Genomic DNA, 22714 nt, shown 5'->3' on the forward strand with positions numbered 1-22714 from the left:
CTACTTCAGACCATCCTTAGTGAGATCCGCTTTTTCAGCGATGGCGGCTGCGAGTTCTGGTTTACGCATAAGTGAAGCCTCTTTGACGGTTTTTTGTTGTTATGTCCGTGCTGCTCTCTTCTGGAGCAGCGCCCAAAGCGCCGCAGGCTCTACTCTGCGGCAGACGGGAGTGAGGATGGCATGCCCTCGCACGCTCCGCCAGTCTTGCGGCGACCTTTCTAGGGTGAAAAACGCGGTTATTCCGACAGAACGACCGGTATTTACGCCAGTAACGGCGGAAGCTCTTTATTGAGGGCGAGTTTTTCCATCACGGCGCTGCCGGTCAGGGCATAGCCCAGCAGGCGGCCGCTGGCATCGCGGCACAGGGCCTTGATATCGGCGCCTTCGCCTTCAACACTCCAAACGCCTTCGGTGCCCCGTGGCGGTGGCGAGACCACCAGCGGGCAGACTGGCGTCTTGACGGTCACCGGCATCGGACCGTAGCTGACCGCCGTGGCGTTGCCGGCCAGCGTCTGGGCCAGCGCGCGGGCGCAGCTCATCAGCGGCATCACGTACAGCAGGTTCAGTCCGTCGACTTCGGCGCAATCGCCCAGAGCGTAGATGTTGGCGTGGGAGGTCTTGAGGTGGCGGTCCACCATGATCCCGCGATTGGTCTGCAGGCCGGCGGCGGCGGCCAGGTCGACGCGTGGGCGCAGGCCGATGGCCGAGACCACCAGGTCGCAGGCGATCACTTCACCGTCCGACAGGTGGGCCTCCAGGCCGTCAGCGGTGCGCAGCAGGCGATTGAGCACTGGACCGAGATGGAAACGCGCGCCGAGGCTTTGCAGTCCGGCCTGTACCGCTGCGGCGGCGGCCGGGTGCAGCAGGGTCGGCATGACTTGCTCGCAAGGTGCCACCAGGTCGATTTCATAACCGCCCAGAATCAGGTCGTTGGCGAATTCACAGCCGATCAAGCCCGCGCCGAGCAACAGCACACGGCGCTTGCCGGCAGCGGCGGTACGGAAGCGTGCGTAATCTTCGAGGTCATTGATCGGGAAAATCAGCTCAGCCGCATCACCTTCCACCGGTACACGCACGGTTTCGGCGCCCCAGGCCAGGATCAGGTCGCGGTAAGCCACCGCTTCCTCACCAATCCACAAGCGCTTGTGGCCAGGGTCAATGCCGCTGATACGGGTGTGAGTGCGCACTTCGGCCTTGAGTTGTTCGGCCATGGTGCCAGGTTCAGCCATGCTCAGGCCATCGGCTTCCTTGTTCTTGCCAAAACCGGTGGAGAGCATGGGCTTGGAGTAGGAGCGCCCGTCATCTGCGGTGATCAGCAGCAAGGGGGTCTCGCTGTCGAGCTTGCGAAACTCCCGGGCCACGTTGTAACCGGCCAATCCTGTGCCGATGATCACGACAGGTGCGTTCATTCCTTTCTCCTTGTAGTACTTATCTGAAAACCAAAAATCAGCCGATTTCGATCATTTCGAAATCCATTTTGCCCACGCCGCAGTCCGGGCACAGCCAGTCTTCCGGGACGTCTTCCCAACGGGTGCCAGGCAGAATTCCGTCATCCGGCCAGCCGTCTTTCTCGTCATAGATCAGGCCACAGACTACACATTGCCACTTCTTCATCACTTGCTTCCTCAGGGTCAGGCATCTTGGCCGACGGTCGATAGACCCGCGTTGCCGTGCGGCTCAGGGCGTTTTGTACTGATCGGGGCCGGCAGATGCAAGCACGATCGACGCAAACAGCCGGTTCGGTCCGGCAAAAACCCAGGGCACCATGGTAAGCTCGCCGCCTCTTTTGCTGCCAATACTGACTCACCGTGCCGCACTCAATCGACCCTCCCGATGCTTGCCAATGGCTGATCCAGAGCCTTCTGCTCCCTGCGCCCGCGCCCTTGACCCTCAATTGGCTGTTCAACGAAGACTCGCTGACGCGGCGGCTGACGTGGCTGTCCAACGATGGTTTCAGCGTGACGCCGCTGTTCGAGGGCTGGCAACCGCTGCGCGACGATGAATGCGCCGCACTGGGCCTGCCCCCGGCGACTATCGGCTGGGTACGCGAGGTGTATTTGCGTGGGCACGGACAGCCGTGGGTGTTTGCCCGCAGTGTGGCGGCACGCAGCGCCTTGCAGGGCGACGGCTTGCATATGGATGAATTGGGCAGCCGCTCACTGGGCGAATTGCTGTTCTGCGACCAGGCATTCACGCGCCAGGCCATCGAGGTGTGCCATTACCCACAACAATGGCTGCCTGTGGCGGATCAGGTCGACGGCCTATGGGCGCGCCGTTCACGTTTTGATCGCGGGCCGCTGAGCGTGTTGGTCGCGGAGATCTTTCTGCCCAACTTCTGGCACGCGTTGCACGCCCATCCGGAGAACTGCTGATGTACCAGCGTCTGCTCAAATCCCTGAACCATCTGAACCCCAGGGCCTGGGATTTCATCCAACTGACCCGCATGGACAAGCCCATCGGCATCTACCTGCTGCTGTGGCCGACGCTGTGGGCGCTGTGGATCGCCGGCAAGGGCTCGCCCTCCCTGCTCAATATCGTAATTTTCGTGCTGGGCGTGGTGCTGACTCGCGCCGGTGGTTGCGTGATCAATGACTGGGCCGACCGCAAGGTCGACGGCCATGTGAAGCGCACCGAGCAGCGCCCGCTGGTGAGCGGCAAGATCAGTTCGAAAGAGGCGCTGGTATTTTTCGCGGTGCTGATGGGCATCAGTTTCCTGCTGGTGCTGCTGACCAACGCCACCACCATCCTGCTGTCCCTCGGCGGCCTGGCCCTGGCGGCGAGCTATCCGTTCATGAAGCGCTACACCTACTATCCGCAGGTGGTGCTGGGGGCGGCGTTTTCCTGGGGCATGCCGATGGCGTTCACTGCCGAGACCGGCAGCCTGCCTGCCACTGCGTGGCTGCTGTATATCGCCAACCTGCTGTGGACGGTGGGCTACGACACGTATTACGCGATGACCGACCGCGATGACGATTTGAAGATCGGCGTGAAGTCCACGGCCATCCTGTTTGGTGAAGCCGATCGCGTGATCATCCTTACCCTGCAGGGGCTGTCGCTAGCGTGCCTGCTGCTGGCCGGAGCCCGGTTTGAGCTGGGAGGATGGTTCCACCTGGGGCTGCTGGCAGCGGCGGGCTGTTTTGCCTGGGAGTTCTGGTATACGCGGGACAAGGATCGGATGAAGTGCTTCAAGGCCTTTTTGCACAACCACTGGGCAGGGTTAGCGATATTTGTCGGGATTGTGGCGGATTACGCATTTCGATGAGGGGCCAGGCCCCTCACCGTTAGAGGTATGCATCAAGGTTTGGCGACTTTCCAGGCCCCGTCCATTTTGCCGTCACCGGTCATGTCGCCCGCCTTCTTGTCCATGATGAAGGTATAGAGCGGCTTCCCGCTGTAAGCCCATTGGCTTTTCTGATCATCACGGGTGACGACGGTCCATTTCCCCATGGGCTTATCGGTGGACTCAGCCATCAGTGGAGGCCAGTTGGTGGCGCACTTGTCGTTGCACATGGACTTGCCATCGGCGTCCTTGGCAAAGGTGTAGAGGGTCATGCCCTTGTGGTCGACCAGCATCCCGTCTTTCGTCATCGCCGGTTCCGCCGCGAATGCCAGGGTCGGCAGCGTCAACGCCGCCGTTACCAGCAGGGCTTTCCAGGAAATCATGCTGTAAGTCATCGGAACCTTCCTTTTGTGGTTGTCAGGATTCGGACCCAAAGCGTAGTCCAGAGAGGCGGGAATTGCCCGAGCGACTAAATTACTGTCACACGACTGCAATAATTCCGTTATCTAATGCGGCGCAAGACAGTTAAATGACAAGAGGATTTTTGAGCATGGTTGGCAGGAGCATTCTGATTGTTGACGACGAAGCGCCCATCCGCGAGATGATCGCCGTTGCGTTGGAAATGGCCGGCTACGACTGCCTGGAGGCCGAGAACTCCCAGCAGGCCCATGCCATTATCGTCGACCGCAAGCCGGACCTGATCCTGCTGGACTGGATGCTGCCCGGCACCTCCGGCATCGAGCTGGCCCGCCGCCTCAAGCGCGACGAGCTGACCGGGGACATCCCGATCATCATGCTCACCGCCAAGGGTGAAGAGGACAACAAGATCCAGGGCCTGGAAGTTGGCGCCGATGACTACATCACCAAGCCGTTTTCCCCACGGGAACTGGTCGCACGCCTGAAAGCCGTATTGCGCCGTGCCGGCCCGACCGACGGCGAAGCGCCGATCGAAGTCGGCGGCCTGCTGCTGGACCCGATCAGCCACCGCGTGACCATCGACGGCAAGCCGGCCGAGATGGGCCCGACCGAATACCGCCTGCTGCAATTTTTCATGACCCACCAGGAGCGCGCCTACACCCGCGGCCAACTGCTGGACCAGGTGTGGGGCGGCAATGTGTATGTGGAAGAGCGCACCGTGGACGTGCATATCCGTCGCCTGCGCAAAGCCTTGGGCGATGCCTACGAGAATCTGGTACAAACCGTGCGCGGCACGGGCTACCGCTTTTCAACCAAAGGCTGAGCCGGTCCCTTCCTTCCTTAACAGCTGACAAGGACGCATGTTTAAGTGAACCAAAACTGGCATGGCACCCTGATCCGCCACATGCTTTTGCTGATCACCGGCTGCCTATTGGTGGGTTTGGTCAGCGGTTACTACGGCTGGAGCCTGGCAGCCGGTATTGCCTTGTACCTGGGTTGGACCCTCAAGCAACTGCTGCGCCTGCACGAATGGCTGCGCCAGCATAAACCCGACGAAGCTCCGCCCGATGGCTACGGCCTATGGGGCGAAGTGTTCGACAGCATTTACCACCTGCAACGCCGCGACCAACGGGTGCGCGGACGCCTGCAAGCGGTGATCGACCGGGTGCAGGAATCCACGGCCGCGTTGAAAGATGCGGTGATCATGCTCGACAGCGACGGCAACCTGGAATGGTGGAACCGCGCCGCCGAGACCCTGCTGGGCCTCAAGACGCCCCAGGACAGCGGCCAGCCGGTGACCAACCTGGTGCGCCATCCGCGCTTCAAGGAGTACTTCGAACAGGAGAACTACGAAGAAGCCCTGGAAATCCCCTCGCCCACCAATGACCGCGTGCGCATCCAGCTGTACCTGACGCGCTATGGCAACAACGAGCACCTGATGCTGGTGCGCGACGTCACCCGCATTCACCAGTTGGAACAGATGCGCAAAGACTTCGTCGCCAACGTCTCACACGAGTTGCGCACACCGCTGACGGTGATCTGCGGCTACCTGGAGACGCTGCTGGACAACGTCGACGAGATCAACCCGCGCTGGAGCCGTGCCCTGCAACAGATGCAGCAACAGGGTTCACGCATGCAGACACTGCTCAACGACCTGCTATTACTCGCCAAGCTGGAAGCCACCGATTACCCGTCGGATAACCACCCAGTGGCGGTGCAGAGCCTGCTGCAGACCATCAAGAACGACGCCCAGGCCCTGTCCGGCCAGCGCGGGCAGCAGATCACCCTGGAAGCCGACCCGGCCGTGCTGCTCAAAGGCAGCGAAGGCGAATTGCGCAGCGCGTTTTCCAACCTGGTGTTCAACGCCGTGAAGTACACCCAGGACAAAGGCAATATCCGCATCCGCTGGTGGGCCGACGAACAGGGCGCGCACCTGAGCGTGCAGGACTCCGGCATCGGCATCGACGCCAAGCACTTGCCGCGCCTGACCGAGCGCTTTTACCGCGTCGACTCCAGCCGCAACTCCAACACTGGCGGCACCGGGCTTGGCCTGGCGATCGTCAAGCACGTGCTGCTGCGTCACCGCGCACGTCTGGAGATCAGCAGCGTGTTGGGCCATGGCAGTACGTTTACCTGCCATTTCCCGCCGGCACAGATGACCCGTTCGCGAGTCATTGACCCAGGTGCCTAGCGCCCCGCCCGGCAGTGGGCACTAGGCAAGCGCCCCGTCAGCCGCTACATTGGCCGACTTGCGCCTGCCTTTCAGGCCCACCTGCCACCCCTTATTGAACACACGGAACCTGCAAAACCCCATCATGGACCCTTCCCCTGGTATCACCCTCGCTACACTCTTCGCCGACTTCGGCATGATTCTTTTTGCACTGATCCTGGTACTGCTCAACGGTTTCTTCGTTGCGGCGGAATTTGCCATGGTCAAACTGCGCGCCACCCGGGTCGAGGCCATCGCCCATAAGAACGGCTGGCGCGGACAGATCCTGCGCACCGTGCACAGCCAGCTCGACGCGTACCTGTCGGCCTGCCAGCTGGGCATCACCCTCGCCTCCCTGGGCTTGGGCTGGGTCGGTGAGCCGGCCTTCGCGCACATCCTCGAACCGCTGCTGGGCGCCGTGGGCGTCGAGTCGCCGGAAGTGATCAAGGGCGTGTCGTTCTTTGCCGCCTTCTTCGTGATTTCCTACCTGCACATCGTGGTCGGTGAGCTGGCGCCCAAGTCCTGGGCGATTCGCACACCCGAGCTGCTATCGTTGTGGACGGCGGTGCCGCTGTACCTGTTCTACTGGGCCATGTACCCGGCGATCTACCTGCTCAACGCCAGCGCCAACGCCATCCTGCGTATCGCCGGCCAAGGCGAGCCTGGCCCGCACCACGAACACCATTACAGCCGTGAGGAACTCAAGCTGATCCTGCACTCCAGCCGTGGCCAGGACCCGAGCGATCAAGGCATGCGCGTGCTGGCCTCCGCCGTGGAAATGGGCGAGCTGGAAGTGGTGGACTGGGCCAACTCCCGAGAAGACCTGGTCACCCTGGACTTCAATGCCCCGCTCAAGGAAATCCTTGCGCTGTTCCGCCGCCACAAATTCAGCCGCTACCCGGTGTATGACGCGGTGCGCAACGAATTCGTGGGCCTGCTGCACATCAAGGACCTGCTGCTGGAACTGGCGGCCCTGGACCACATCCCCGAGTCGTTCAACCTGGCCGAGCTGACCCGCCCGCTGGAGCGTGTGTCGCGACACATGCCGCTGTCGCAACTGCTGGAACAGTTCCGCAAAGGCGGCGCTCACTTTGCTCTGGTGGAAGAAGCCGACGGCAAGATCATCGGCTACCTGACCATGGAAGACGTGCTGGAGGTGCTGGTGGGCGATATCCAGGACGAACACCGCAAGGCCGAGCGCGGCATCCTGGCCTATCAGCCGGGCAAGCTGCTGGTGCGTGGCGACACGCCGCTGTTCAAGGTCGAGCGCCTGCTGGGCGTGGACCTGGACCACATCGAAGCCGAAACCCTGGCCGGCCTGATCTACGACACCCTCAAGCGCGTGCCGGAAGAGGAAGAAGTGCTGGAGGTGGAAGGCTTGCGCATCATCATCAAGAAGATGAAAGGGCCGAAGATCGTGTTGGCCAAGGTGCTGCTGCTGGATTGACCCTCAATTGCCCAACGCAAAGTTGGGCAATGCTCCCACGGGCTGGTTGAACTCGTACGGGATCGACACCAGCCCCGCCTCAGTGGCGCGCTGTACCACGAAATGCAAGTGCGGCCCGCTGCTGTTGCCGGTATTGCCCGACAGGGCCAGCGGGCTTCCCACCGCCACACGTTGCCCTGTCCGAACGCTGACCGAACCTTGCTTGAGGTGCAGGTACACCGCCTCACTGCCGTCGTCATGACGCACTCGCACAAAATTCCCGGACGCATCATTGCCACGCCCGACCTGCTCATTCTCGGTCTTCACCACCATTCCGCTGCGTGCCGCAATGATCGGCGTGCCTTCGGGCATGGCGATGTCCATGGCGTAGCGGCTCTTGGCGTCGGTATGGCTGAAGCTGCCGTTGGGGCCTTGGCTCAGGCGGAATGGGCCGCCACGCCAGGGCAAAGGGTAACGGTAGGCCTGCTGTTGATTGCTCGGTTTGGGCACGACCAGCATCGGCGGCTTCACGCGTTCAACCCTACGCTCCTGGATCACAAATACCTGGGCGCCCGGGGTATGCCGGTCACTGAAAAACACCACGCCATTGGCATCGGTGGATTTGTAGAGGGTCATGGCCTGGGTCGACAGAGCGACCGTTGCCAGCCCACCGCACAGCAATAAGCGCATGAGCATGGCGTGAACCTGCCGGGATGACTTGGCGGCAGGTTAGCGAGGTTTGATGACAACTTTAGGCTGGCAGCCCGTTGAAACAAATATCCACGTTCATTTGGGCGGCGGCCGACAGATTGACCAAGGCATCCAGAGAGAGCTTGTCGATCTTGCCGGTGAGGACGTCGTTAAGTCGGGGCTGACTGATGCCCAACCTATGTGCCGCCTCTTTTTGAGAAAGCTCCCAGCTGCGAATGGTCTGGCACAGCCCCAAGAGCAATTTTGACCGCAGCCGCATATTGGCGGCTTGCTGGGGCGTATCCTCCAAAGCGTCCCAAACACAGCTGAAACGCTCACCGTAAACTTTTTGATTGGTCATGGGCTCAACCTAACTCCTGCAATCTGGCGCGAGCCAGCTCGATATCATGCCCTTCGGTTTTTTGTGTGGTCTTGCGCAGCGCGTGCAGCACATAGATGGCCTCTGGCCGGTTGACCACATAAAACACTCGAAAAGCTCCTGACTCCTCAGTAATCCGAATCTCACTGACGCCTCTTCCGATGGTTTTCATCGGCTTGCAATCAAAGGGTTGCTCACCCTGTTGCAAGAGATCCAATTGAAAGCCTGCAGCCCTACGGGCGTCGAGAGGAAACGTTTTGAGGTCCTTGAGCGAACTTCCTAGAAACACCACATCCTTGTGCCTTGGCATTGGCTTCTCCTTTCCTGGAAAGAAAAAGCGTAATCGACGATTCGGCCAAGGGTCGTAGAGGTTTGTTTCAAGGCATAGCGAAGGCTCGATAACCCTGAGGCATTATCAGGAGACTATATCGAAACAGATATAAATCAAGCCAGACACCGGGAATCAGACAGTCGGTCGATTCCCAGTATTCAGAGGATTACGCACCCGGCACAAAATGCTTCTGCGCCGTACCCCGTGCGATCAGGCGGGAGATGTAGTCGAGCTTCTGCGCGTCCTGGTCGATAAACCGGAAGGTCAGCTGCAGCCAATCGCTGTCAGGCTTGGGCTCGAAGGCGACGATGGCGTGCAGGTAGCCATTGAGACGAGCGACTTCGGCGTTGTCGCCCTGCTCCAGGTCGAGCACGGCGCTTTCCAGTACCTGAGGCAGGACTTCGCCACGACGTACCACCAGCAGCGCTTCCTTGATGCTCAGCGCCTTGATCACGCATTGCTGGTTGCCGCTGGACAGGCGCAGTTGGCCCTGGCCACGACCGCCAGCCGGCGCCGCTGAAGGTGCCTGTACCGGTGGGCTGTTGAGCAAGCCTTTGCTCGGCGCTGGGGCAGCTGCAACCACTGGCGCTGCACGCGCCGCTTCGGGCTTGCCGCCGGTCAATGCGCTGAGGGAGTCGTTGCCGAACGCCGAGTTCATCTTGGTGGGCGCGCTGGCGACCAGCGCGTCGAGCCGACCGATCTTGTGCAGGGCCTGCTTGACCTTGTTCAGCAACTGTTCGTTGGTGAACGGCTTGCTGACATAGCCCGAAACTCCGGCCTGGATGGCCTGGACCACGTTTTCCTTGTCGCCACGGCTGGTCACCATCACGAATGGCATAGCCTTGAGGTGAGGCTGCTCACGGCACCAGGTCAACAGTTCAAGGCCAGACATCTCCGGCATTTCCCAGTCGCACAGCACCAGGTCGAAGCTCTCGCGCATCAGGATGGCCTGGGCCTTTTTGCCGTTCACCGCGTCTTCAAGCTTGATCCCGGGGAAGTAGTTGCGCAGGCACTTCTTCACCAGGTCGCGGATAAACGAGGCGTCATCCACCACCAATACACTGACTTTACTCATCGACCCTTCATCCTAATTAAAACTTCGGCACGCAAGACGCCTGACTGATGGCATTTTGCCAAAACTCGGTAGTCACGTTGGGAATTTATCTCGCTCAACGTGCAAAAAATTCAGTGGCCACAAACAAAAACGCCCGACCAAAGGCCGGGCGTTAATTTCTCGGGCAACCTTACTTATCGTCAGTTTGGCCCGGAACATTAGGGATAAGATCAGCCGAACCTTCAACTTCGGCCTTCATGCGCTTGAGGCCCATGTGCCGTACGTCGGTGCCGCGCACCAGGTAAATCACCAATTCCGAGATATTGCGCGCGTGGTCGCCGATACGCTCCAGGGAACGCAGCACCCAGATAATGCTCAAGACCCGCGAGATAGAGCGTGGGTCTTCCATCATGTAGGTCGCGAGTTCACGCAGCGCGGTCTTGTATTCGCGGTCGATGATCTTGTCGTACTGGGCCACCGACAGTGCCAGCTCAGCATCGAAGCGAGCAAAGGCGTCGAGGGCATCGCGCACCATGTTGCGCACCTGGTCGCCGATGTGGCGCACTTCCACGTAACCGCGTGGCGCTTCGCCTTCTTCGCACAGTTGGATGGCGCGGCGGGCGATCTTGGTGGCTTCGTCGCCGATGCGCTCCAGGTCGATCACCGACTTGGAGATGCTGATGATCAAACGCAGGTCGGACGCTGCCGGCTGGCGACGGGCCAGAATGCGCAGGCATTCTTCGTCGATATTGCGTTCCATCTGGTTGATCTGGTCGTCGATCTCGCGCACTTGCTGGGCCAGGCCCGAGTCGGCCTCGATCAGCGCGGTGACGGCGTCGTTGACTTGCTTCTCCACCAGCCCGCCCATCGCCAGGAGGTGGCTGCGCACTTCCTCAAGCTCGGCGTTGAACTGCGCGGAGATGTGGTGGGTAAGGCCTTCTTTGCTAATCATGTTGGCGTCCTTGGAGCGTCCGGTAAGGTGCGGAGAACCGCAGCGTCAGTGCGAGGAAAATCCCGGCATCCTAGCCGTAGCGACCCGTGATGTAGTCTTCGGTCTGCTTCTTCGCCGGATTGGTGAACAGGGTATCGGTATCGCCGAATTCCACCAGTTTGCCCATGTACATGAACGCGGTGTAGTCGGAAACCCGCGCCGCCTGTTGCATGTTGTGGGTCACGATGACGATGGTGAACTTGGACTTGAGTTCGTAGATCAGCTCTTCGACTTTCAGCGTCGAGATCGGGTCGAGTGCCGAGCAAGGTTCATCGAGCAGCAGCACTTCCGGCTCAACCGCAATGGTGCGGGCAATAACCAGACGCTGTTGCTGGCCGCCGGACAGGCCGAGGGCCGATTCGTGCAGGCGGTCTTTGACTTCGTCCCACAGCGCCGCGCCTTTCAAGGCCCACTCGACTGCTTCGTCGAGGATGCGCTTCTTGTTGATGCCCTGGATGCGCAGGCCGTAGACCACGTTTTCGTAGATGGTCTTGGGGAACGGGTTGGGCTTCTGGAACACCATGCCCACACGGCGACGCAGCTCGGCCACGTCTTCGCCCTTGCGGTAGATGTTGGTGCCGTAGAGGTTGATGGCACCGTCTACGCGGCAGCCGTCCACCAGGTCGTTCATGCGGTTGAATGTGCGCAGCAGCGTGGACTTGCCGCAGCCCGACGGGCCGATGAAGGCGGTCACGCGCTGCTTGGGGATGTTCATGCTGACGTCGAACAGCGCCTGTTTTTCACCGTAGTACAGGCTCAGGCCCGGCACTTCGATGGCCACGGTTTCCTGGGCCAGGCTCAGGCTCTGCTTGTCGCGACCCAGGGCAGACATGTTGATGCCGTGGGTGTGGGTGTCTTGTTGCATGGGATGCTCCCTGTGCTACCAATTCGTTGTGTTGAACCGCAGGCATCGGGCCTGCGGCAAGCAATATTCAGATCAGCTATCCAACGCTTTGTATTTTTCGCGCAGGTGGTTACGGATCCACACCGCCGACAAGTTGAGCGTGGCGATCACCAGCACCAGCAGCAGCGCGGTGGCGTACACCAGCGGCCGTGCGGCTTCGACGTTGGGGCTCTGGAAGCCGACGTCATAGATATGGAAGCCCAGGTGCATGATCTTCTGGTCCAGGTGCAGGTACGGGTAGTTGCCATCCAGCGGCAGCGACGGCGCCAGTTTCACCACACCGACCAGCATCAGCGGCGCCACTTCACCGGCGGCGCGGGCCACGGCGAGGATCATGCCGGTCATCATCGCCGGGCTGGCCATCGGCAGCACGATCTTCCACAGCGTTTCCGCCTTGGTCGCGCCCAGTGCCAGGGAGCCTTCGCGTACGGTGCGAGGAATCCGCGCCAGGCCCTCTTCGGTGGCCACGATCACCACCGGCACCGCCAGCAGCGCCAGGGTCAGCGAGGCCCACAACAGGCCCGGCGTGCCGAAGGTCGGGGCCGGCAGGGCTTCGGCGAAGAACAGGCGGTCAACCGAACCACCCAATACGTACACGAAGAAGCCCAGGCCGAACACGCCGTAGACGATGGCCGGTACACCGGCCAGGTTGTTCACGGCGATACGGATAACGCGGGTCAGGGTGTTTTGCTTGGCGTATTCACGCAGGTACACCGCCGCCAGCACGCCGAACGGAGTGACGATCATCGCCATGATCAGGGTCATCATCACGGTGCCGAAGATGGCCGGGAAAATCCCGCCTTCGGTGTTGGCTTCCCGTGGATCATCGCTGAGGAATTCCCAGACCTTGCTGAAGTAGAAGCCTATCTTGGTGATCGTGCCCATGGCGTTCGGCTGGTAGGCGTGCACCACTTTGCCGATGCCGATTTCCACTTCCTTGCCATTGCCGTCACGAGCGGTCAGCGCGTCGCGGTTGAACTGGGCGTGCAGGTCGGCCAGGCGGGCTTCGATGTCCTGGTAGCGGGCATTCAGCTCGGCGCGGTCAGCATCCATGTCGGCCTGGGCGGCAGCGTCGAGCTTGCCTTCCAGTTCCAGTTTGCGGCCGTGCAGGCGAATGCGTTCGAGACCGGCGTTGATCGCGCCGATGTCGGATTTCTCCAGGGTCTTGAGCTGGGCGGCCAGCTTGTTGACGCGATCCACACGGGCCTGCAGCTCCGGCCATGCGGCCTCGCCTTCGGCGATGACTTTACCGTCCTGTTTGACGTTGACCAGGGTGCCGTAGAAATTGCCCCACTCACGGCGCTCGATGGTCATCAGGTTCGCCGGCGTGGTCTGGTCCTTGAGCCACTCGCCGACGATCCAGGTGAAGTCGTTGCCGTTCAGGTCACGGTTGCCCACCTTGATCAGCTCGCGGGTCATGAACTCCGGGCCTTGGTCCGGCACCGGCAGGCCAGCGCTTTTCAGGCGCTCGCGGGGGACTTCTTCTTTCTGCACCACTTCGCCGATGACGATATGGTTGGCCTGGCCCGGCACGTTGTAGTTGGCCTGGATCAGGTCGGCCGGCCAGAAGTGGCCCAGGCCACGCACGGCGATCACCGCCAGCAAACCAATGGTCATGATGACCGCGATGGACACCGCGCCACCGCTGATCCAGACGCCGGGGGCGCCGCTCTTGAACCATCCATTCAGGGAGTTCTGTTTCACAGACTTCTACCTTTCTTAAAGCGACGAGTATTTCTTGCGCAGACGCTGACGGATCAGCTCCGCGAGGGTGTTCATGATGAAGGTGAACAGCAGCAGTACCAGTGCCGAGAGGAACAGCACGCGGTAGTGACTGCCGCCTACTTCCGACTCGGGCATTTCCACTGCGACGTTGGCCGCCAAGGTGCGCAAGCCTTCGAACAGGTTCATCTCCATCACCGGGGTGTTACCGGTGGCCATCAACACGATCATGGTCTCGCCGACTGCACGGCCCATGCCGATCATCAGCGCCGAGAAAATGCCCGGGCTGGCGGTCAGGATGACCACGCGTGTCATGGTCTGCCACGGCGTGGCGCCCAAGGCCAGCGAGCCCAGGGTCAGGCCGCGTGGCACGCTGAACACAGCGTCTTCGGCGATGGAGTAGATGTTCGGAATCACTGCGAAGCCCATGGCCAACCCCACTACCAGAGCGTTGCGCTGGTCGTAGGTGATGCCCAGGTCGTGGGAGATCCACATGCGCATGTCGCCGCCAAAGAACCAGGTTTCCAGGTACGGGCTCATGTACAGCGAGAGCCAGCCCACGAACAGGATCACCGGGATCAGGATCGCGCTTTCCCAGCCATCGGGAACGCGCAGGCGGATCGATTCAGGCAAGCGGCTGAAGATGAAACCGGCGACCAGGATGCCAATCGGCAACAGCATCAACAGGCTGAAGATGCCCGGTAGATGCCCTTCCACATACGGCGCCAGGAACAGGCCGGCGAAGAAGCCGAGGATCACCGTCGGCATGGCTTCCATCAGTTCGATCACCGGCTTGACCTTGCGGCGCAGGCTCGGGGCCATGAAGTACGCGGTGTAGATCGCGGCGGCAACGGCCAGAGGCGCTGCCAGCAGCATGGCGTAGAACGCAGCCTTCAAGGTGCCGAAGGTCAGCGGGGCCAGGCTCATCTTGGGTTCGAAGTCGGTGTTGGCGGCGGTCGATTGCCAGACGTATTTAGGCTCGTCGTAGTTCTCGTACCAAACCTTGCTCCACAGTGCGCTCCAGGACACTTCCGGGTGCGGGTTGTCGAGCATCAACGGCTGCAGCTTGCCGCCGGCTTCCACGATCACGCGGTTGGCCCGTGGCGACATGCCGTACACGCCTTGGCCATCGACTACAGGTTCGACCAACAGGGTGCGGTGCGCGGTGCTGTGGAACACACCGAACTTGCCGGAAGCATCGAGGGCGGTGAAGCCTTTGCGACGTTCTTCGGCAGAAATTTCTACGATAGGCGTGGTTCCCATCTGGAAGGTGCGGATCTGCTTGAAGCGCTGCTCGCCATCCGGGTCGCGGGCCATGAACCACTGGGCCAGGCCGCCTTTGGAGTTACCGACGATCAGCGAGATACCGCCCACCAGCTGCGTGCTGGCGGTGACTTCAGCGTTGCCGTCTTCAAGCAATTTGTAGCGACCGTTGAGGCTCTTGTCGCGCAGGCTGAACACGTCGGCCAGGGCGCGGCCGTTGATCACGTACAACCATTGCTGACGTGGGTCGATGAAGATCGCTTTCACCGGTTCGGTCATCTGCGGCAGCTCGATGCGCTTCTGCTCGCTGGTGACTTCGCCGGTCATCATGTTTTCTTCGCGGCTCAGGGACAGCACGTTCAAGTGCGAACCGGCGGAACCCGCAACCACCAAGGTTGAATCGGTGGCGTTAAGGGCGACATGCTCCAGCGGGCGACCGGCGTCATCCAGCACGATCGGCGTTTCACCGTAGGGGTATTCGATCGCAGGCGTAATGGTTTTCTTGCCGTCCGGGTAGGACACCTTATAGGTGTGGCGGAACACCATGGACTGGCCATTGGACAGACCCAGGATCACCAACGGGCTACCGGGCTGGTCTTCACCGATAGAGGCAACGCTGGTGCCGGCAGGCAGTGGCAGGTCGACACGCATGAGTTCGGCGCCGGTTTCCACATTAAAGAACAGTGCCTGGCCCTTGTCGGAAACCCGCATGGCGACTTGATTCTGCTCTTCGAGGGAGATCATCAGCGGCTTGCCCGCGTCCTGGATCCAGGCCGGGGTCAGGGCGTCTTCCTTGGTCAATGAGGCACCTTGGAACAGCGGCGCGACGACATAGGCAAGAAAGAAGAAAATCAGGGTGATGGCGCCGAGGACGGCGAGGCCGCCGACCAGCACATACCAACGGGTCAGGCGATCCTTGAGCGCGCGAATGCGGCGCTTGCGTTGCAGCTCAGGCGTATTGAAATCAATGCGCTTGGGGGGAGAAGTCGTCGTCATGGTGGAATTGGCCAGATCATTCATGCGCACACCCTAGCGATCCTGTATGACAGAAAGATGACAGTGCAGTGACGCAACAAATCCGCCGCGAAGCAAGGCTGGCAGCGGACTAGAAAATTCGGATGCGGGGCCGGTACTCCGGCCCCGCAGAGGCAATCAGTTGCCTTCTTTCAGACCCAGGTCAGCCAGGGCCTTGGCGGCGACTTTGGCTGGCAGTGGGATGTAGCCGTCTTTCACCACAACTTCCTGGCCCTGTTTGGACAGAACCAGCTTCACGAACTCAGCTTCCAGCGGGGCCAGAGGCTTGTTCGGGGCTTTGTTGACGTACACGTAGAGGAAACGCGACAGCGGGTATTTGCCGTTCAGGGCGTTTTCTTCACTGTCTTCGATGAAGTCAGTGCTGCCTTTCTTGGCCAGGGCCACGGTTTTCACGCTGGCGGTCTTGTAGCCGATGCCCGAGTAACCGATGCCGTTCAGCGAGGAGCTGATCGACTGCACGACCGAAGCCGAGCCCGGTTGTTCGTTCACGTTTGGCTTGTAGTCGCCTTTGCACAGGGCTTCTTCTTTGAAGTAGCCGTAGGTGCCGGATACCGAGTTACGACCGAACAGCTGAACCGGCTTGTTGGCCAGGTCGCCGGTCACACCCAGGTCACCCCAGGTTTTCACGTCGGCTTTGCCACCGCACAGGCGAGTCGAGGAGAAGATCGCGTCGACTTGTTCCATGGTCAGGTGCTGGATCGGGTTGTCCTTGTGCACGAACACGGCCAGGGCATCCACGGCAACCGGGATGGCAGTTGGCTTGTAGCCGTACTTCTGCTCGAAGGCCGCCAGTTCGGTGTCCTTCATCTTGCGGCTCATCGGGCCCAGGTTGGAGGTGCCTTCAGTCAGCGCAGGTGGCGCAGTAGCAGAACCGGCAGCTTGAATCTGGATGTTGACGTTCGGGTATTCCTTTTTGTAACCCTCGGCCCACAGGGTCATCAGGTTAGCCAGGGTATCGGAACCGACGCTGGACAAGTTGCCCGACACACCAGTGGTCTTCACGTACGCCGGGATTGCCGGATCAACACCAGCGGCCACCGCGTTGGCGGTCGCAACGCCAGCAGCGACAAAAGTCATTGCCGCCATCAAACGTTTCAGTTTCATGCCTTGCTCCTAGCAGATAGGGATAGTTGGATCGGGGCCAAGTATCGGGAGGCCGTGTGAACACTCTATGTCTGGAATGTGACAGTTAGATGAAAGGCCACTATTGGCAAGGAGAAGGGCCGCAGCGAGGAGTTGCCATCGCTCCCACGCAGGACGCGGGAGCGAGCATGTCAAGGAATCAGCGCGAACGCTTCCACAGATACCCACCCACCACCATCCCCATCAGACACAGGGCGGCAACGTAGTAGGCCGGGCCCATCGGGCTTTCCTTCATCAGCAGCGACACCGCCAACGGCGTCAGTCCGCCGAACACGGCATAGGCCACGTTGTAGGAAAACGACAGGCCACTGAAACGCACAACAGGCGGGAAGGCTTTGACCATCACATACGGCACCACGCCGATGGTGCCCACGAACAGGCCGGTCAGTGCGTACAGCGGGAACAACCAATCCGGGTGGGCCATAAGGCTGTGATACAGCGTCCAGGATGTCGCCAGCAGCAGTGCACAACCGGTGACCAGCACGCGGCCGGCGCCGAAGCGGTCAGCCAAGGCGCCCGAGGCGATGCAACCCAGGCTGAGGGTGACGATGGCCAGGCTGTTCGCCTGCAGCGCAACGGTCGGGCTGAAGTGGTAGACGGTTTGAAGCACGGTCGGGGTCATCAGGATGACCACCACCACGCCAGCCGACAGCAGCCAGGTCAGCAGCATCGACAACACGATGGCGCCACGGTGATCACGCAATACCGCACGCAATGGCAGTTCGGCGGCCAGGGTCTTGCGCTGCTGCATCTCGGCGAAGATCGGCGTCTCATGCAGCCAGCGACGCAAGTACACCGACAGCAGGCCGAACACGCCGCCGAGCAGGAACGGAATGCGCCAGGCGAAATCCGAAACCTGCTCCGGGCTATAAAGGGTGTTGATCGCGGTGGCCACCAGCGAGCCCAGCAAAATACCGGCAGTGAGGCCGCTGGTCAGGGTGCCGCACGCATAGCCGATATGGCGAGGCGGCACGTGTTCGGAGACGAACACCCAGGCGCCCGGTACTTCTCCGCCGATTGCCGCGCCCTGGATGATGCGCATCAGCAGCAACAGGACCGGTGCCCACAGGCCGATCTGCGCGTAGGTTGGCAACAGGCCCATGATCAGGGTCGGCACGGCCATCATGAAGATGCTCAGGGTGAACATCTTCTTGCGGCCCAGCAGGTCGCCGAAGTGCGCCATGATGATGCCACCCAGGGGGCGGGCCAGGTAGCCGGCGGCGAAGATGCCGAAGGTCTGCATCATGCGCAACCATTCGGGCATGTCCACGGGGAAGAAGAGTTTTCCGACCACGGTGGCGAAAAACACGAAAATGATGAAATCATAAAACTCCAGCGCCCCGCCCAAGGCAGACAGCGACAGGGTTTTGTAGTCGTTGCGGGTCAGCGGGCGCGAAGGTTGCGCACTGCTTGCGGGCACAGAGGACATGGCAAGGCTTCTCTTATAGTAATCGGGACGGCAAGCCCGGGACTTGCGGCAGGCTTGGCAAGATAGCAAATCGCTAGAAAAAGCACAGCGTTGAGCGAATAACAGTTCAAAGGCACTAAATATTCCCCATTAACTGCGCCCAGAAGCACAGTTGCCGGAAAAAGCCGCGATACAGCCGCTAAATGCCGACCAAATGAACGCCCAGAGGTCGTCGTGGCGACAGGGTCTCGATATACTCGGCCCTTGCAAGCGCAAGAACCGCAGTCTTGAGGGGCTGCTGTGCCAAAACGCCGTTGGGTGCCATCCAGCCGATTTGGCAGAGTTTCCCTTTAGTACGCCTTACGAGAAACGCATCACGCGGTGTATGTTGGTGCTGAAACGTTTTTTTCGAAGACGGCTATCCACTTGAAATACCCATGAAGCGTTACGGGTCAGAGGCCCTCGGCATGATCGAACTCGAACAAGAAGATCCTATCCCGCAAGGCGATCTCGCCCTGCAAATCACCGCGCTCCCGCGTGAAACCAACGGTTTTGGCGACATCTTCGGCGGCTGGCTGGTCGCGCAGATGGACCTGGCCGGCACGGCCATGGCCAGCAAGGTCGCAGGTGGGCGTGTGGCAACCGTGGCCATTGATCGCATGGCGTTCCTGGTACCGGTCGCGGTGGGCGCGCAGCTCTCCTTTTATACCCAGGCCCTGGAAATCGGCCGCAGCTCGATCCAGATGATGGTCGAAGTGTGGAGCGACGACCCGCTGTCCAGCGAATGGCGCAAGGTGACCGAGGCGGTGTTTGTATTCGTCGCCATCGACGGCAGTGGCCGCACGCGCTCGGTTCCTTCGCGCGCACGTTAAACCTCGCCGGGATTTGACGGTCAATTGCCCCATTGCCTGCCATGAAGAGTGCTTTGTTATGCCGACGCCCCACGTTGAAACCGTGAAAATCGACGAGCTGGACTGCTGGCGCATTCGCCACAACGGCGCCGAACTGATGGTGGCCCAGCAGGGCGCGCACATCTTCAGTTACGGGCGCGATGGCGAACAGCCGCTGATCTGGCCGAACCCTGAAGCGGTGTTCAAGAAGGGCAAGGGCATCCGTACTGGCGTGCCGGTGTGCTGGCCGTGGTTTGGTGTATTCGACCGCAACCCGCAAAGCGTCAAGGCGATGCGCCAGAGTGACCAGCCCGCCGGCGCCCACGGTTTCGTGCGCACCGCGTTGTGGGAATTGGCCGCAACCGAGCTTGAAGGTGAAGCGCTACGCGTGGATCTGGTACTGCCGGTGCCGGCAGGCGGCTATCCTGGCTGGCCCCACCAGGTTGACCTGACGCTGAGCCTGCTGCTGGATGAGCAACTGCATATCCGCCTGACCAGCCATAACCGTGGCACCGACACCGTGACGCTCAGCCAGGCACTGCACACCTACTTCGCCGTCAGCGATGTGCGCAATGTGCAGGTCGAAGGCCTGGACGAGCGGGCTTATATCGATACCGCAGACAACTGGGCCGAGAAGACGCAATCCGGCCTGCTGCACTTCACCGCCGAGACCGATCGCATCTACCTCGATACGCCGTCCCAGTTAACTATTTTCGACAACGACTGGCAACGCCGTATTCAGCTCACTGCCGAGGGTTCGAAGTCGACGGTGATCTGGAACCCCTGGACCGAACGTGCCAAGGCGTTTGACGACATGGCCGATGATGGCTGGCAAGGCATGCTGTGCATCGAGACGGCGAATGTGCTGGATGATGTGGTGACGCTGGCGCCTGGCGAAAGCCACACCTTGGGTGTGAGCATCACCGGGGTCAGTCTGTAGGCAGATTCACTGCAAGAGTCGGATTTACAAATCCGACTCTTTCACTACCCGTACCTTCCCCGCCTCCAACGCATACGCCGCATCCGCCAGATCGTTATTCACCTTCTCCACCTTCAACGTGCCGGTGACCCACAGCGGCGTATAGATATCATCCAGCTTCAAGCCCTTGGGGTAGCGCACCAGCACCAACTGGTTCGGAGGTGGCGGCGGCACATGGATGCACGCGCCTGGGTACGGCACCAGGAAGAACAAGGTGCTACGGCCCTTGGCATCGGTCTCCAACGGCACCGGGTAGCCGCCGATGCGGATGTTCTTGCCATTCATGGCTGCGACGGTCTTGGTGGAATACATCACCGCCGGCAGGCCTTTGCTTTGCTTCAGGCCACCTTTGTCGGTGAACGTGCCTTGGGCTTCGGGGGAGTTGTGGTCGATCTCGGGCATGGCTTCGAGGGCTTTCTGGTCGGAAAGCGGCATCAGGTCGAGCCAGTCGGTTTCCGGCAGTTCACCGGCGTGCGCCAGGCCAGGGCCCAGCAAAAGGAGAGTCAACAGAAGACGGCGCATGAAGAGGCTCGGCAAGTACAAGTGCCGAGCATTCTAGCCCCCTGCGCCTGCGCAGCGCAGAGGACTTTGTCGGCTGATTACTTCTTTTTGATCAGGCCGTAGATCACCAGCAGGATGATCGCGCCAACCAGGGCACCGATGAAGCCTGCGCCTTGGCCCGCTTGGTAGATACCCAGCGCCTGACCACCGTAGGTCGCGGCCAGGGAGCCGGCAATACCCAGCAGGATGGTCATGATCCAGCCCATGCTGTCGTCGCCTGGTTTCAGGAAACGCGCCAGCAGGCCGACGATCAAGCCGATAAAGATGGTTCCGATGATACCCATGGCATTTCCCTCTGATTGAAGTGAGCTATGCCAAAGCCTAGTCAGGCTTTGGCATCCTGCAATCAGAGAGACGACGGTCACCAATGGTTCCCGTCGGACTTGCCTTATTGCTCGGCGATCAGGGCTTCAACCTTGAGGATCTGCGCTTCCAGCGTTGCGCGGTCCTTGCAACGCAAGTTGGCGTGGCCGACCTTGCGCCCGGCCTTGAAGGCCTTGCCGTAGTGGTGAAGGTGGCAGTCGTCGATGGCGATGACTTTTTCCACCGCCGGCACGGTGCCGATGAAGTTGAGCATGGCGCTCTCGCCGACCTTGGCGGTGGAGCCCAATGGCAAGCCCGCGACCGCCCGCAGGTGGTTTTCGAACTGGCTGCACTCGGCGCCTTCGGTGGTCCAGTGCCCGGAGTTGTGAACGCGCGGCGCGATTTCGTTGGCCTTGAGGCCGCCGTCGACTTCAAAGAACTCGAATGCCATCACGCCGACATAATCCAGCTGCTTGAGCACACGGCTGGAATAATCTTCCGCCAGGGCCTGCAACGAGTGATCGGTGCTGGCCACGGACAGCTTGAGGATGCCGCTGTCGTGGGTGTTGTGCACCAACGGGTAGAAGCGGGTTTCGCCATCACGGGCACGCACGGCGATCAGCGAGACTTCGCCGGTGAACGGCACGAAGCCTTCCAGCAGGCAGGCCACGCTGCCCAGTTCGGCAAAGGTGCCGACTACGTCAGCGGCGGTGCGCAGGACTTTCTGGCCCTTGCCGTCGTAGCCCAGGGTGCGGGTTTTCAGCACGGCCGGCAGGCCGATGCTGGCGACGGCCGCGTCCAGGTCCGCCTGCGACTGGATGTCGGCGAAGGCCGGGGTCGGGATGCCCAGGTCCTTGAACATGCTTTTCTCGAACCAGCGGTCACGCGCGATGCGCAGGGCTTCGGCGCTCGGGTACACCGGCACGAACTGCGACAGGAAGGCCACGGTTTCAGCCGGGACACTTTCGAATTCGAAGGTCACCAGGTCGACTTCGTCGGCCAGTTGGCGCAGGTGGTCCGGGTCGCTGTAGTCAGCGCGCAGGTGTTCACCCAAGGCGGCCGCGCAGGCGTCCGGCGCCGGGTCCAGGAAAGCGAAGTTCATCCCCAGCGGGGTTCCCGCCAGGGCCAGCATGCGGCCCAGTTGGCCGCCACCGATTACACCGATTTTCATCGTCAACAACCTCAGGCGATGCGTGGGTCTGGATTGTCCAGCACGCTGTCTGTCTGCTCAGCACGAAATTTCTTCAGCACCGCGTGGAACTGCGGGTGCTTGGCGCCCAGGATGCTGGCGGAGAGCAAGGCTGCGTTGATCGCGCCGGCCTTGCCGATCGCCAGGGTCGCCACCGGAATGCCGGCCGGCATCTGCACGATGGACAACAGCGAATCCACGCCCGAGAGCATTGCCGACTGCACCGGCACGCCGAGTACCGGCAGATGGGTCTTGGCCGCACACATGCCAGGCAAATGCGCTGCACCGCCGGCACCGGCAATGATCACCTCGATGCCACGGGATTCTGCTTCATCGGCATACTGGAACAGCAAATCCGGAGTGCGGTGGGCAGAGACCACTTTCACTTCGTAGGGAATGCCGAGTTTTTCCAGCATATCGGCGGTGTGGCTAAGGGTGGACCAATCGGACTTGGAGCCCATGATCACGCCAACCAATGCACTCATCGTCGTGCCTCTTCTCTCTGGGCGCCCGCAGGCGCGTCAAAAAACAACAAGCCAC

General features: G+C 61.0%; 24 protein-coding genes. 7 read left to right on the forward strand and 17 right to left on the reverse strand.

All coding sequences use genetic code 11. From position 1 onward, the window contains the following. Window positions 1-260: 260 nt before the first annotated feature. Together HX793_RS28085 and HX793_RS28090 are read right to left on the reverse strand one after the other, a co-directional pair. Window positions 261-1409: an NAD(P)/FAD-dependent oxidoreductase gene (locus HX793_RS28085; RefSeq protein ID WP_177052576.1), complete on the reverse strand. Its 1149-nt coding sequence runs from the start codon at window positions 1407-1409 to the stop codon at window positions 261-263. 37 nt (window positions 1410-1446) lie between these two features. Then, window positions 1447-1614, reverse strand: coding sequence for a rubredoxin (locus HX793_RS28090; protein ID WP_015886569.1), 168 nt, complete (start codon window positions 1612-1614; stop codon window positions 1447-1449). Window positions 1615-1808: 194 nt separating this feature from the next. On the opposite strand from HX793_RS28090, the gene HX793_RS28095 reads away from it, so the two are divergent. Continuing rightward, window positions 1809-2372: a chorismate--pyruvate lyase family protein gene (locus tag HX793_RS28095; RefSeq protein ID WP_177052575.1), complete on the forward strand. Its 564-nt coding sequence runs from the start codon at window positions 1809-1811 to the stop codon at window positions 2370-2372. Further along, a complete protein-coding gene (gene ubiA / locus HX793_RS28100) occupies window positions 2372-3262 on the forward strand; it encodes a 4-hydroxybenzoate octaprenyltransferase (protein WP_016978626.1) in 891 nt (296 codons plus the stop codon). Before HX793_RS28095 ends, ubiA begins: the two co-directional genes overlap by 1 nt. A 32-nt stretch (window positions 3263-3294) precedes the next feature. Here ubiA and HX793_RS28105 read toward each other — a convergent pair whose 3' ends face one another. Then, window positions 3295-3675, reverse strand: a complete 381-nt coding sequence (locus tag HX793_RS28105) for a COG4315 family predicted lipoprotein (protein ID WP_095014023.1) — start codon at window positions 3673-3675, stop codon at window positions 3295-3297. A 155-nt stretch (window positions 3676-3830) separates the two neighbouring features. On the opposite strand from HX793_RS28105, the gene phoB reads away from it, so the two are divergent. From phoB to HX793_RS28120, 3 genes are all read left to right on the forward strand, one after another. After that, window positions 3831-4520, forward strand: a complete 690-nt coding sequence (gene phoB / locus HX793_RS28110) for a phosphate regulon transcriptional regulator PhoB (RefSeq protein WP_003176964.1) — start codon at window positions 3831-3833, stop codon at window positions 4518-4520. 81 nt (window positions 4521-4601) lie between these two features. Next, window positions 4602-5888, forward strand: a complete 1287-nt coding sequence (gene phoR, locus HX793_RS28115; protein ID WP_218178764.1) for a phosphate regulon sensor histidine kinase PhoR — start codon at window positions 4602-4604, stop codon at window positions 5886-5888. Window positions 5889-6012: 124 nt separating this feature from the next. Further along, window positions 6013-7353: a hemolysin family protein gene (locus HX793_RS28120; RefSeq protein WP_177096619.1), complete on the forward strand. Its 1341-nt coding sequence runs from the start codon at window positions 6013-6015 to the stop codon at window positions 7351-7353. Window positions 7354-7356: 3 nt separating this feature from the next. Here HX793_RS28120 and HX793_RS28125 read toward each other — a convergent pair whose 3' ends face one another. From HX793_RS28125 to HX793_RS28170, 10 genes are all read right to left on the reverse strand, one after another. Beyond that, entirely contained in the window at window positions 7357-8028 is a 672-nt protein-coding gene (locus tag HX793_RS28125) for a peptidoglycan DD-metalloendopeptidase family protein (protein ID WP_177052573.1), read from the reverse strand. Window positions 8029-8083: 55 nt separating this feature from the next. Beyond that, a complete protein-coding gene (locus tag HX793_RS28130; RefSeq protein WP_177052572.1) occupies window positions 8084-8383 on the reverse strand; it encodes a helix-turn-helix domain-containing protein in 300 nt (99 codons plus the stop codon). A gap of 4 nt (window positions 8384-8387) precedes the next feature. Then, window positions 8388-8711 carry a type II toxin-antitoxin system RelE/ParE family toxin gene (locus HX793_RS28135; protein WP_177058436.1) on the reverse strand — a complete coding sequence of 108 codons (324 nt, stop codon included), beginning with the start codon at window positions 8709-8711 and terminating at the stop codon, window positions 8388-8390. A gap of 187 nt (window positions 8712-8898) precedes the next feature. Continuing rightward, the gene (locus tag HX793_RS28140; protein ID WP_016978633.1) at window positions 8899-9807 is read right to left on the reverse strand and encodes a response regulator; all 909 of its coding nucleotides are present in this window, start codon (window positions 9805-9807) and stop codon (window positions 8899-8901) included. A 169-nt stretch (window positions 9808-9976) separates the two neighbouring features. After that, the gene (gene phoU, locus HX793_RS28145; protein ID WP_016978634.1) at window positions 9977-10738 is read right to left on the reverse strand and encodes a phosphate signaling complex protein PhoU; all 762 of its coding nucleotides are present in this window, start codon (window positions 10736-10738) and stop codon (window positions 9977-9979) included. 70 nt (window positions 10739-10808) lie between these two features. Continuing rightward, window positions 10809-11642 carry a phosphate ABC transporter ATP-binding protein PstB gene (gene pstB / locus HX793_RS28150; RefSeq protein WP_010207582.1) on the reverse strand — a complete coding sequence of 278 codons (834 nt, stop codon included), beginning with the start codon at window positions 11640-11642 and terminating at the stop codon, window positions 10809-10811. A 72-nt stretch (window positions 11643-11714) separates the two neighbouring features. Further along, window positions 11715-13385, reverse strand: a complete 1671-nt coding sequence (pstA, locus tag HX793_RS28155) for a phosphate ABC transporter permease PstA (protein ID WP_033897271.1) — start codon at window positions 13383-13385, stop codon at window positions 11715-11717. 15 nt (window positions 13386-13400) lie between these two features. Continuing rightward, complete coding sequence (locus HX793_RS28160) at window positions 13401-15434, reverse strand: ABC transporter permease subunit (RefSeq protein ID WP_177096725.1); 2034 nt, start codon at window positions 15432-15434, stop codon at window positions 13401-13403. 384 nt (window positions 15435-15818) lie between these two features. Beyond that, on the reverse strand, window positions 15819-16805 hold the full coding sequence (locus HX793_RS28165; protein ID WP_016978637.1) for a phosphate ABC transporter substrate-binding protein PstS: 987 nt from the start codon (window positions 16803-16805) through the stop codon (window positions 15819-15821). 178 nt (window positions 16806-16983) lie between these two features. Next, window positions 16984-18273, reverse strand: a complete 1290-nt coding sequence (locus HX793_RS28170; protein WP_010207587.1) for an MFS transporter — start codon at window positions 18271-18273, stop codon at window positions 16984-16986. Window positions 18274-18719: 446 nt separating this feature from the next. Between HX793_RS28170 and HX793_RS28175 the strand changes: the two genes are divergently transcribed. Together HX793_RS28175 and HX793_RS28180 are read left to right on the forward strand one after the other, a co-directional pair. After that, window positions 18720-19124, forward strand: coding sequence for an acyl-CoA thioesterase (locus HX793_RS28175; protein WP_003176975.1), 405 nt, complete (start codon window positions 18720-18722; stop codon window positions 19122-19124). Window positions 19125-19182: 58 nt separating this feature from the next. Further along, window positions 19183-20082, forward strand: coding sequence for a D-hexose-6-phosphate mutarotase (locus HX793_RS28180; RefSeq protein WP_177052570.1), 900 nt, complete (start codon window positions 19183-19185; stop codon window positions 20080-20082). A gap of 24 nt (window positions 20083-20106) precedes the next feature. On the opposite strand, the gene HX793_RS28185 is transcribed toward HX793_RS28180, so the two are convergent. The 4 genes from HX793_RS28185 to purE form a co-directional block, all read right to left on the reverse strand. Further along, window positions 20107-20643: a DUF3299 domain-containing protein gene (locus tag HX793_RS28185; protein WP_177052569.1), complete on the reverse strand. Its 537-nt coding sequence runs from the start codon at window positions 20641-20643 to the stop codon at window positions 20107-20109. Between the two features lie 77 nt (window positions 20644-20720). Then, complete coding sequence (locus tag HX793_RS28190) at window positions 20721-20966, reverse strand: GlsB/YeaQ/YmgE family stress response membrane protein (protein WP_016978642.1); 246 nt, start codon at window positions 20964-20966, stop codon at window positions 20721-20723. 104 nt (window positions 20967-21070) lie between these two features. Further along, a complete protein-coding gene (locus HX793_RS28195) occupies window positions 21071-22156 on the reverse strand; it encodes a 5-(carboxyamino)imidazole ribonucleotide synthase (protein WP_177052568.1) in 1086 nt (361 codons plus the stop codon). An 11-nt stretch (window positions 22157-22167) separates the two neighbouring features. Next, entirely contained in the window at window positions 22168-22659 is a 492-nt protein-coding gene (gene purE, locus HX793_RS28200) for a 5-(carboxyamino)imidazole ribonucleotide mutase (protein WP_003176980.1), read from the reverse strand. Window positions 22660-22714: the final 55 nt, after the last annotated feature.

Origin of the sequence: Pseudomonas reactans, from assembly GCF_013387025.1 — a bacterium.
Taxonomy (GTDB): Bacteria; Pseudomonadota; Gammaproteobacteria; order Pseudomonadales; family Pseudomonadaceae; genus Aquipseudomonas; species Aquipseudomonas reactans.

Bases quoted from the DNA above. Each gene is read 5' to 3' on its own strand.
- HX793_RS28170 (WP_010207587.1), bottom strand. From the start codon at position 18,273: ATGTCCTCTGTGCCCGCAAGCAGTGCGCAACCTTCGCGCCCGCTGACC.
- HX793_RS28195 (WP_177052568.1), bottom strand. From the start codon at position 22,156: ATGAAAATCGGTGTAATCGGTGGCGGCCAACTGGGCCGCATGCTGGCC.
- phoR (WP_218178764.1), top strand. From the start codon at position 4,602: ATGCTTTTGCTGATCACCGGCTGCCTATTGGTGGGTTTGGTCAGCGGT.
- HX793_RS28130 (WP_177052572.1), bottom strand. From the start codon at position 8,383: ATGACCAATCAAAAAGTTTACGGTGAGCGTTTCAGCTGTGTTTGGGAC.
- HX793_RS28180 (WP_177052570.1), top strand. From the start codon at position 19,183: ATGCCGACGCCCCACGTTGAAACCGTGAAAATCGACGAGCTGGACTGC.
- pstB (WP_010207582.1), bottom strand. From the start codon at position 11,642: ATGCAACAAGACACCCACACCCACGGCATCAACATGTCTGCCCTGGGT.
- HX793_RS28140 (WP_016978633.1), bottom strand. From the start codon at position 9,807: ATGAGTAAAGTCAGTGTATTGGTGGTGGATGACGCCTCGTTTATCCGC.
- HX793_RS28190 (WP_016978642.1), bottom strand. From the start codon at position 20,966: ATGGGTATCATCGGAACCATCTTTATCGGCTTGATCGTCGGCCTGCTG.
- HX793_RS28085 (WP_177052576.1), bottom strand. From the start codon at position 1,409: ATGAACGCACCTGTCGTGATCATCGGCACAGGATTGGCCGGTTACAAC.
- HX793_RS28185 (WP_177052569.1), bottom strand. From the start codon at position 20,643: ATGCGCCGTCTTCTGTTGACTCTCCTTTTGCTGGGCCCTGGCCTGGCG.
- HX793_RS28135 (WP_177058436.1), bottom strand. From the start codon at position 8,711: ATGCCAAGGCACAAGGATGTGGTGTTTCTAGGAAGTTCGCTCAAGGAC.
- HX793_RS28120 (WP_177096619.1), top strand. From the start codon at position 6,013: ATGGACCCTTCCCCTGGTATCACCCTCGCTACACTCTTCGCCGACTTC.
- HX793_RS28090 (WP_015886569.1), bottom strand. From the start codon at position 1,614: ATGAAGAAGTGGCAATGTGTAGTCTGTGGCCTGATCTATGACGAGAAA.
- HX793_RS28125 (WP_177052573.1), bottom strand. From the start codon at position 8,028: ATGCTCATGCGCTTATTGCTGTGCGGTGGGCTGGCAACGGTCGCTCTG.
- HX793_RS28175 (WP_003176975.1), top strand. From the start codon at position 18,720: ATGATCGAACTCGAACAAGAAGATCCTATCCCGCAAGGCGATCTCGCC.
- ubiA (WP_016978626.1), top strand. From the start codon at position 2,372: ATGTACCAGCGTCTGCTCAAATCCCTGAACCATCTGAACCCCAGGGCC.
- phoU (WP_016978634.1), bottom strand. From the start codon at position 10,738: ATGATTAGCAAAGAAGGCCTTACCCACCACATCTCCGCGCAGTTCAAC.
- purE (WP_003176980.1), bottom strand. From the start codon at position 22,659: ATGAGTGCATTGGTTGGCGTGATCATGGGCTCCAAGTCCGATTGGTCC.
- HX793_RS28105 (WP_095014023.1), bottom strand. From the start codon at position 3,675: ATGACTTACAGCATGATTTCCTGGAAAGCCCTGCTGGTAACGGCGGCG.
- phoB (WP_003176964.1), top strand. From the start codon at position 3,831: ATGGTTGGCAGGAGCATTCTGATTGTTGACGACGAAGCGCCCATCCGC.
- HX793_RS28165 (WP_016978637.1), bottom strand. From the start codon at position 16,805: ATGAAACTGAAACGTTTGATGGCGGCAATGACTTTTGTCGCTGCTGGC.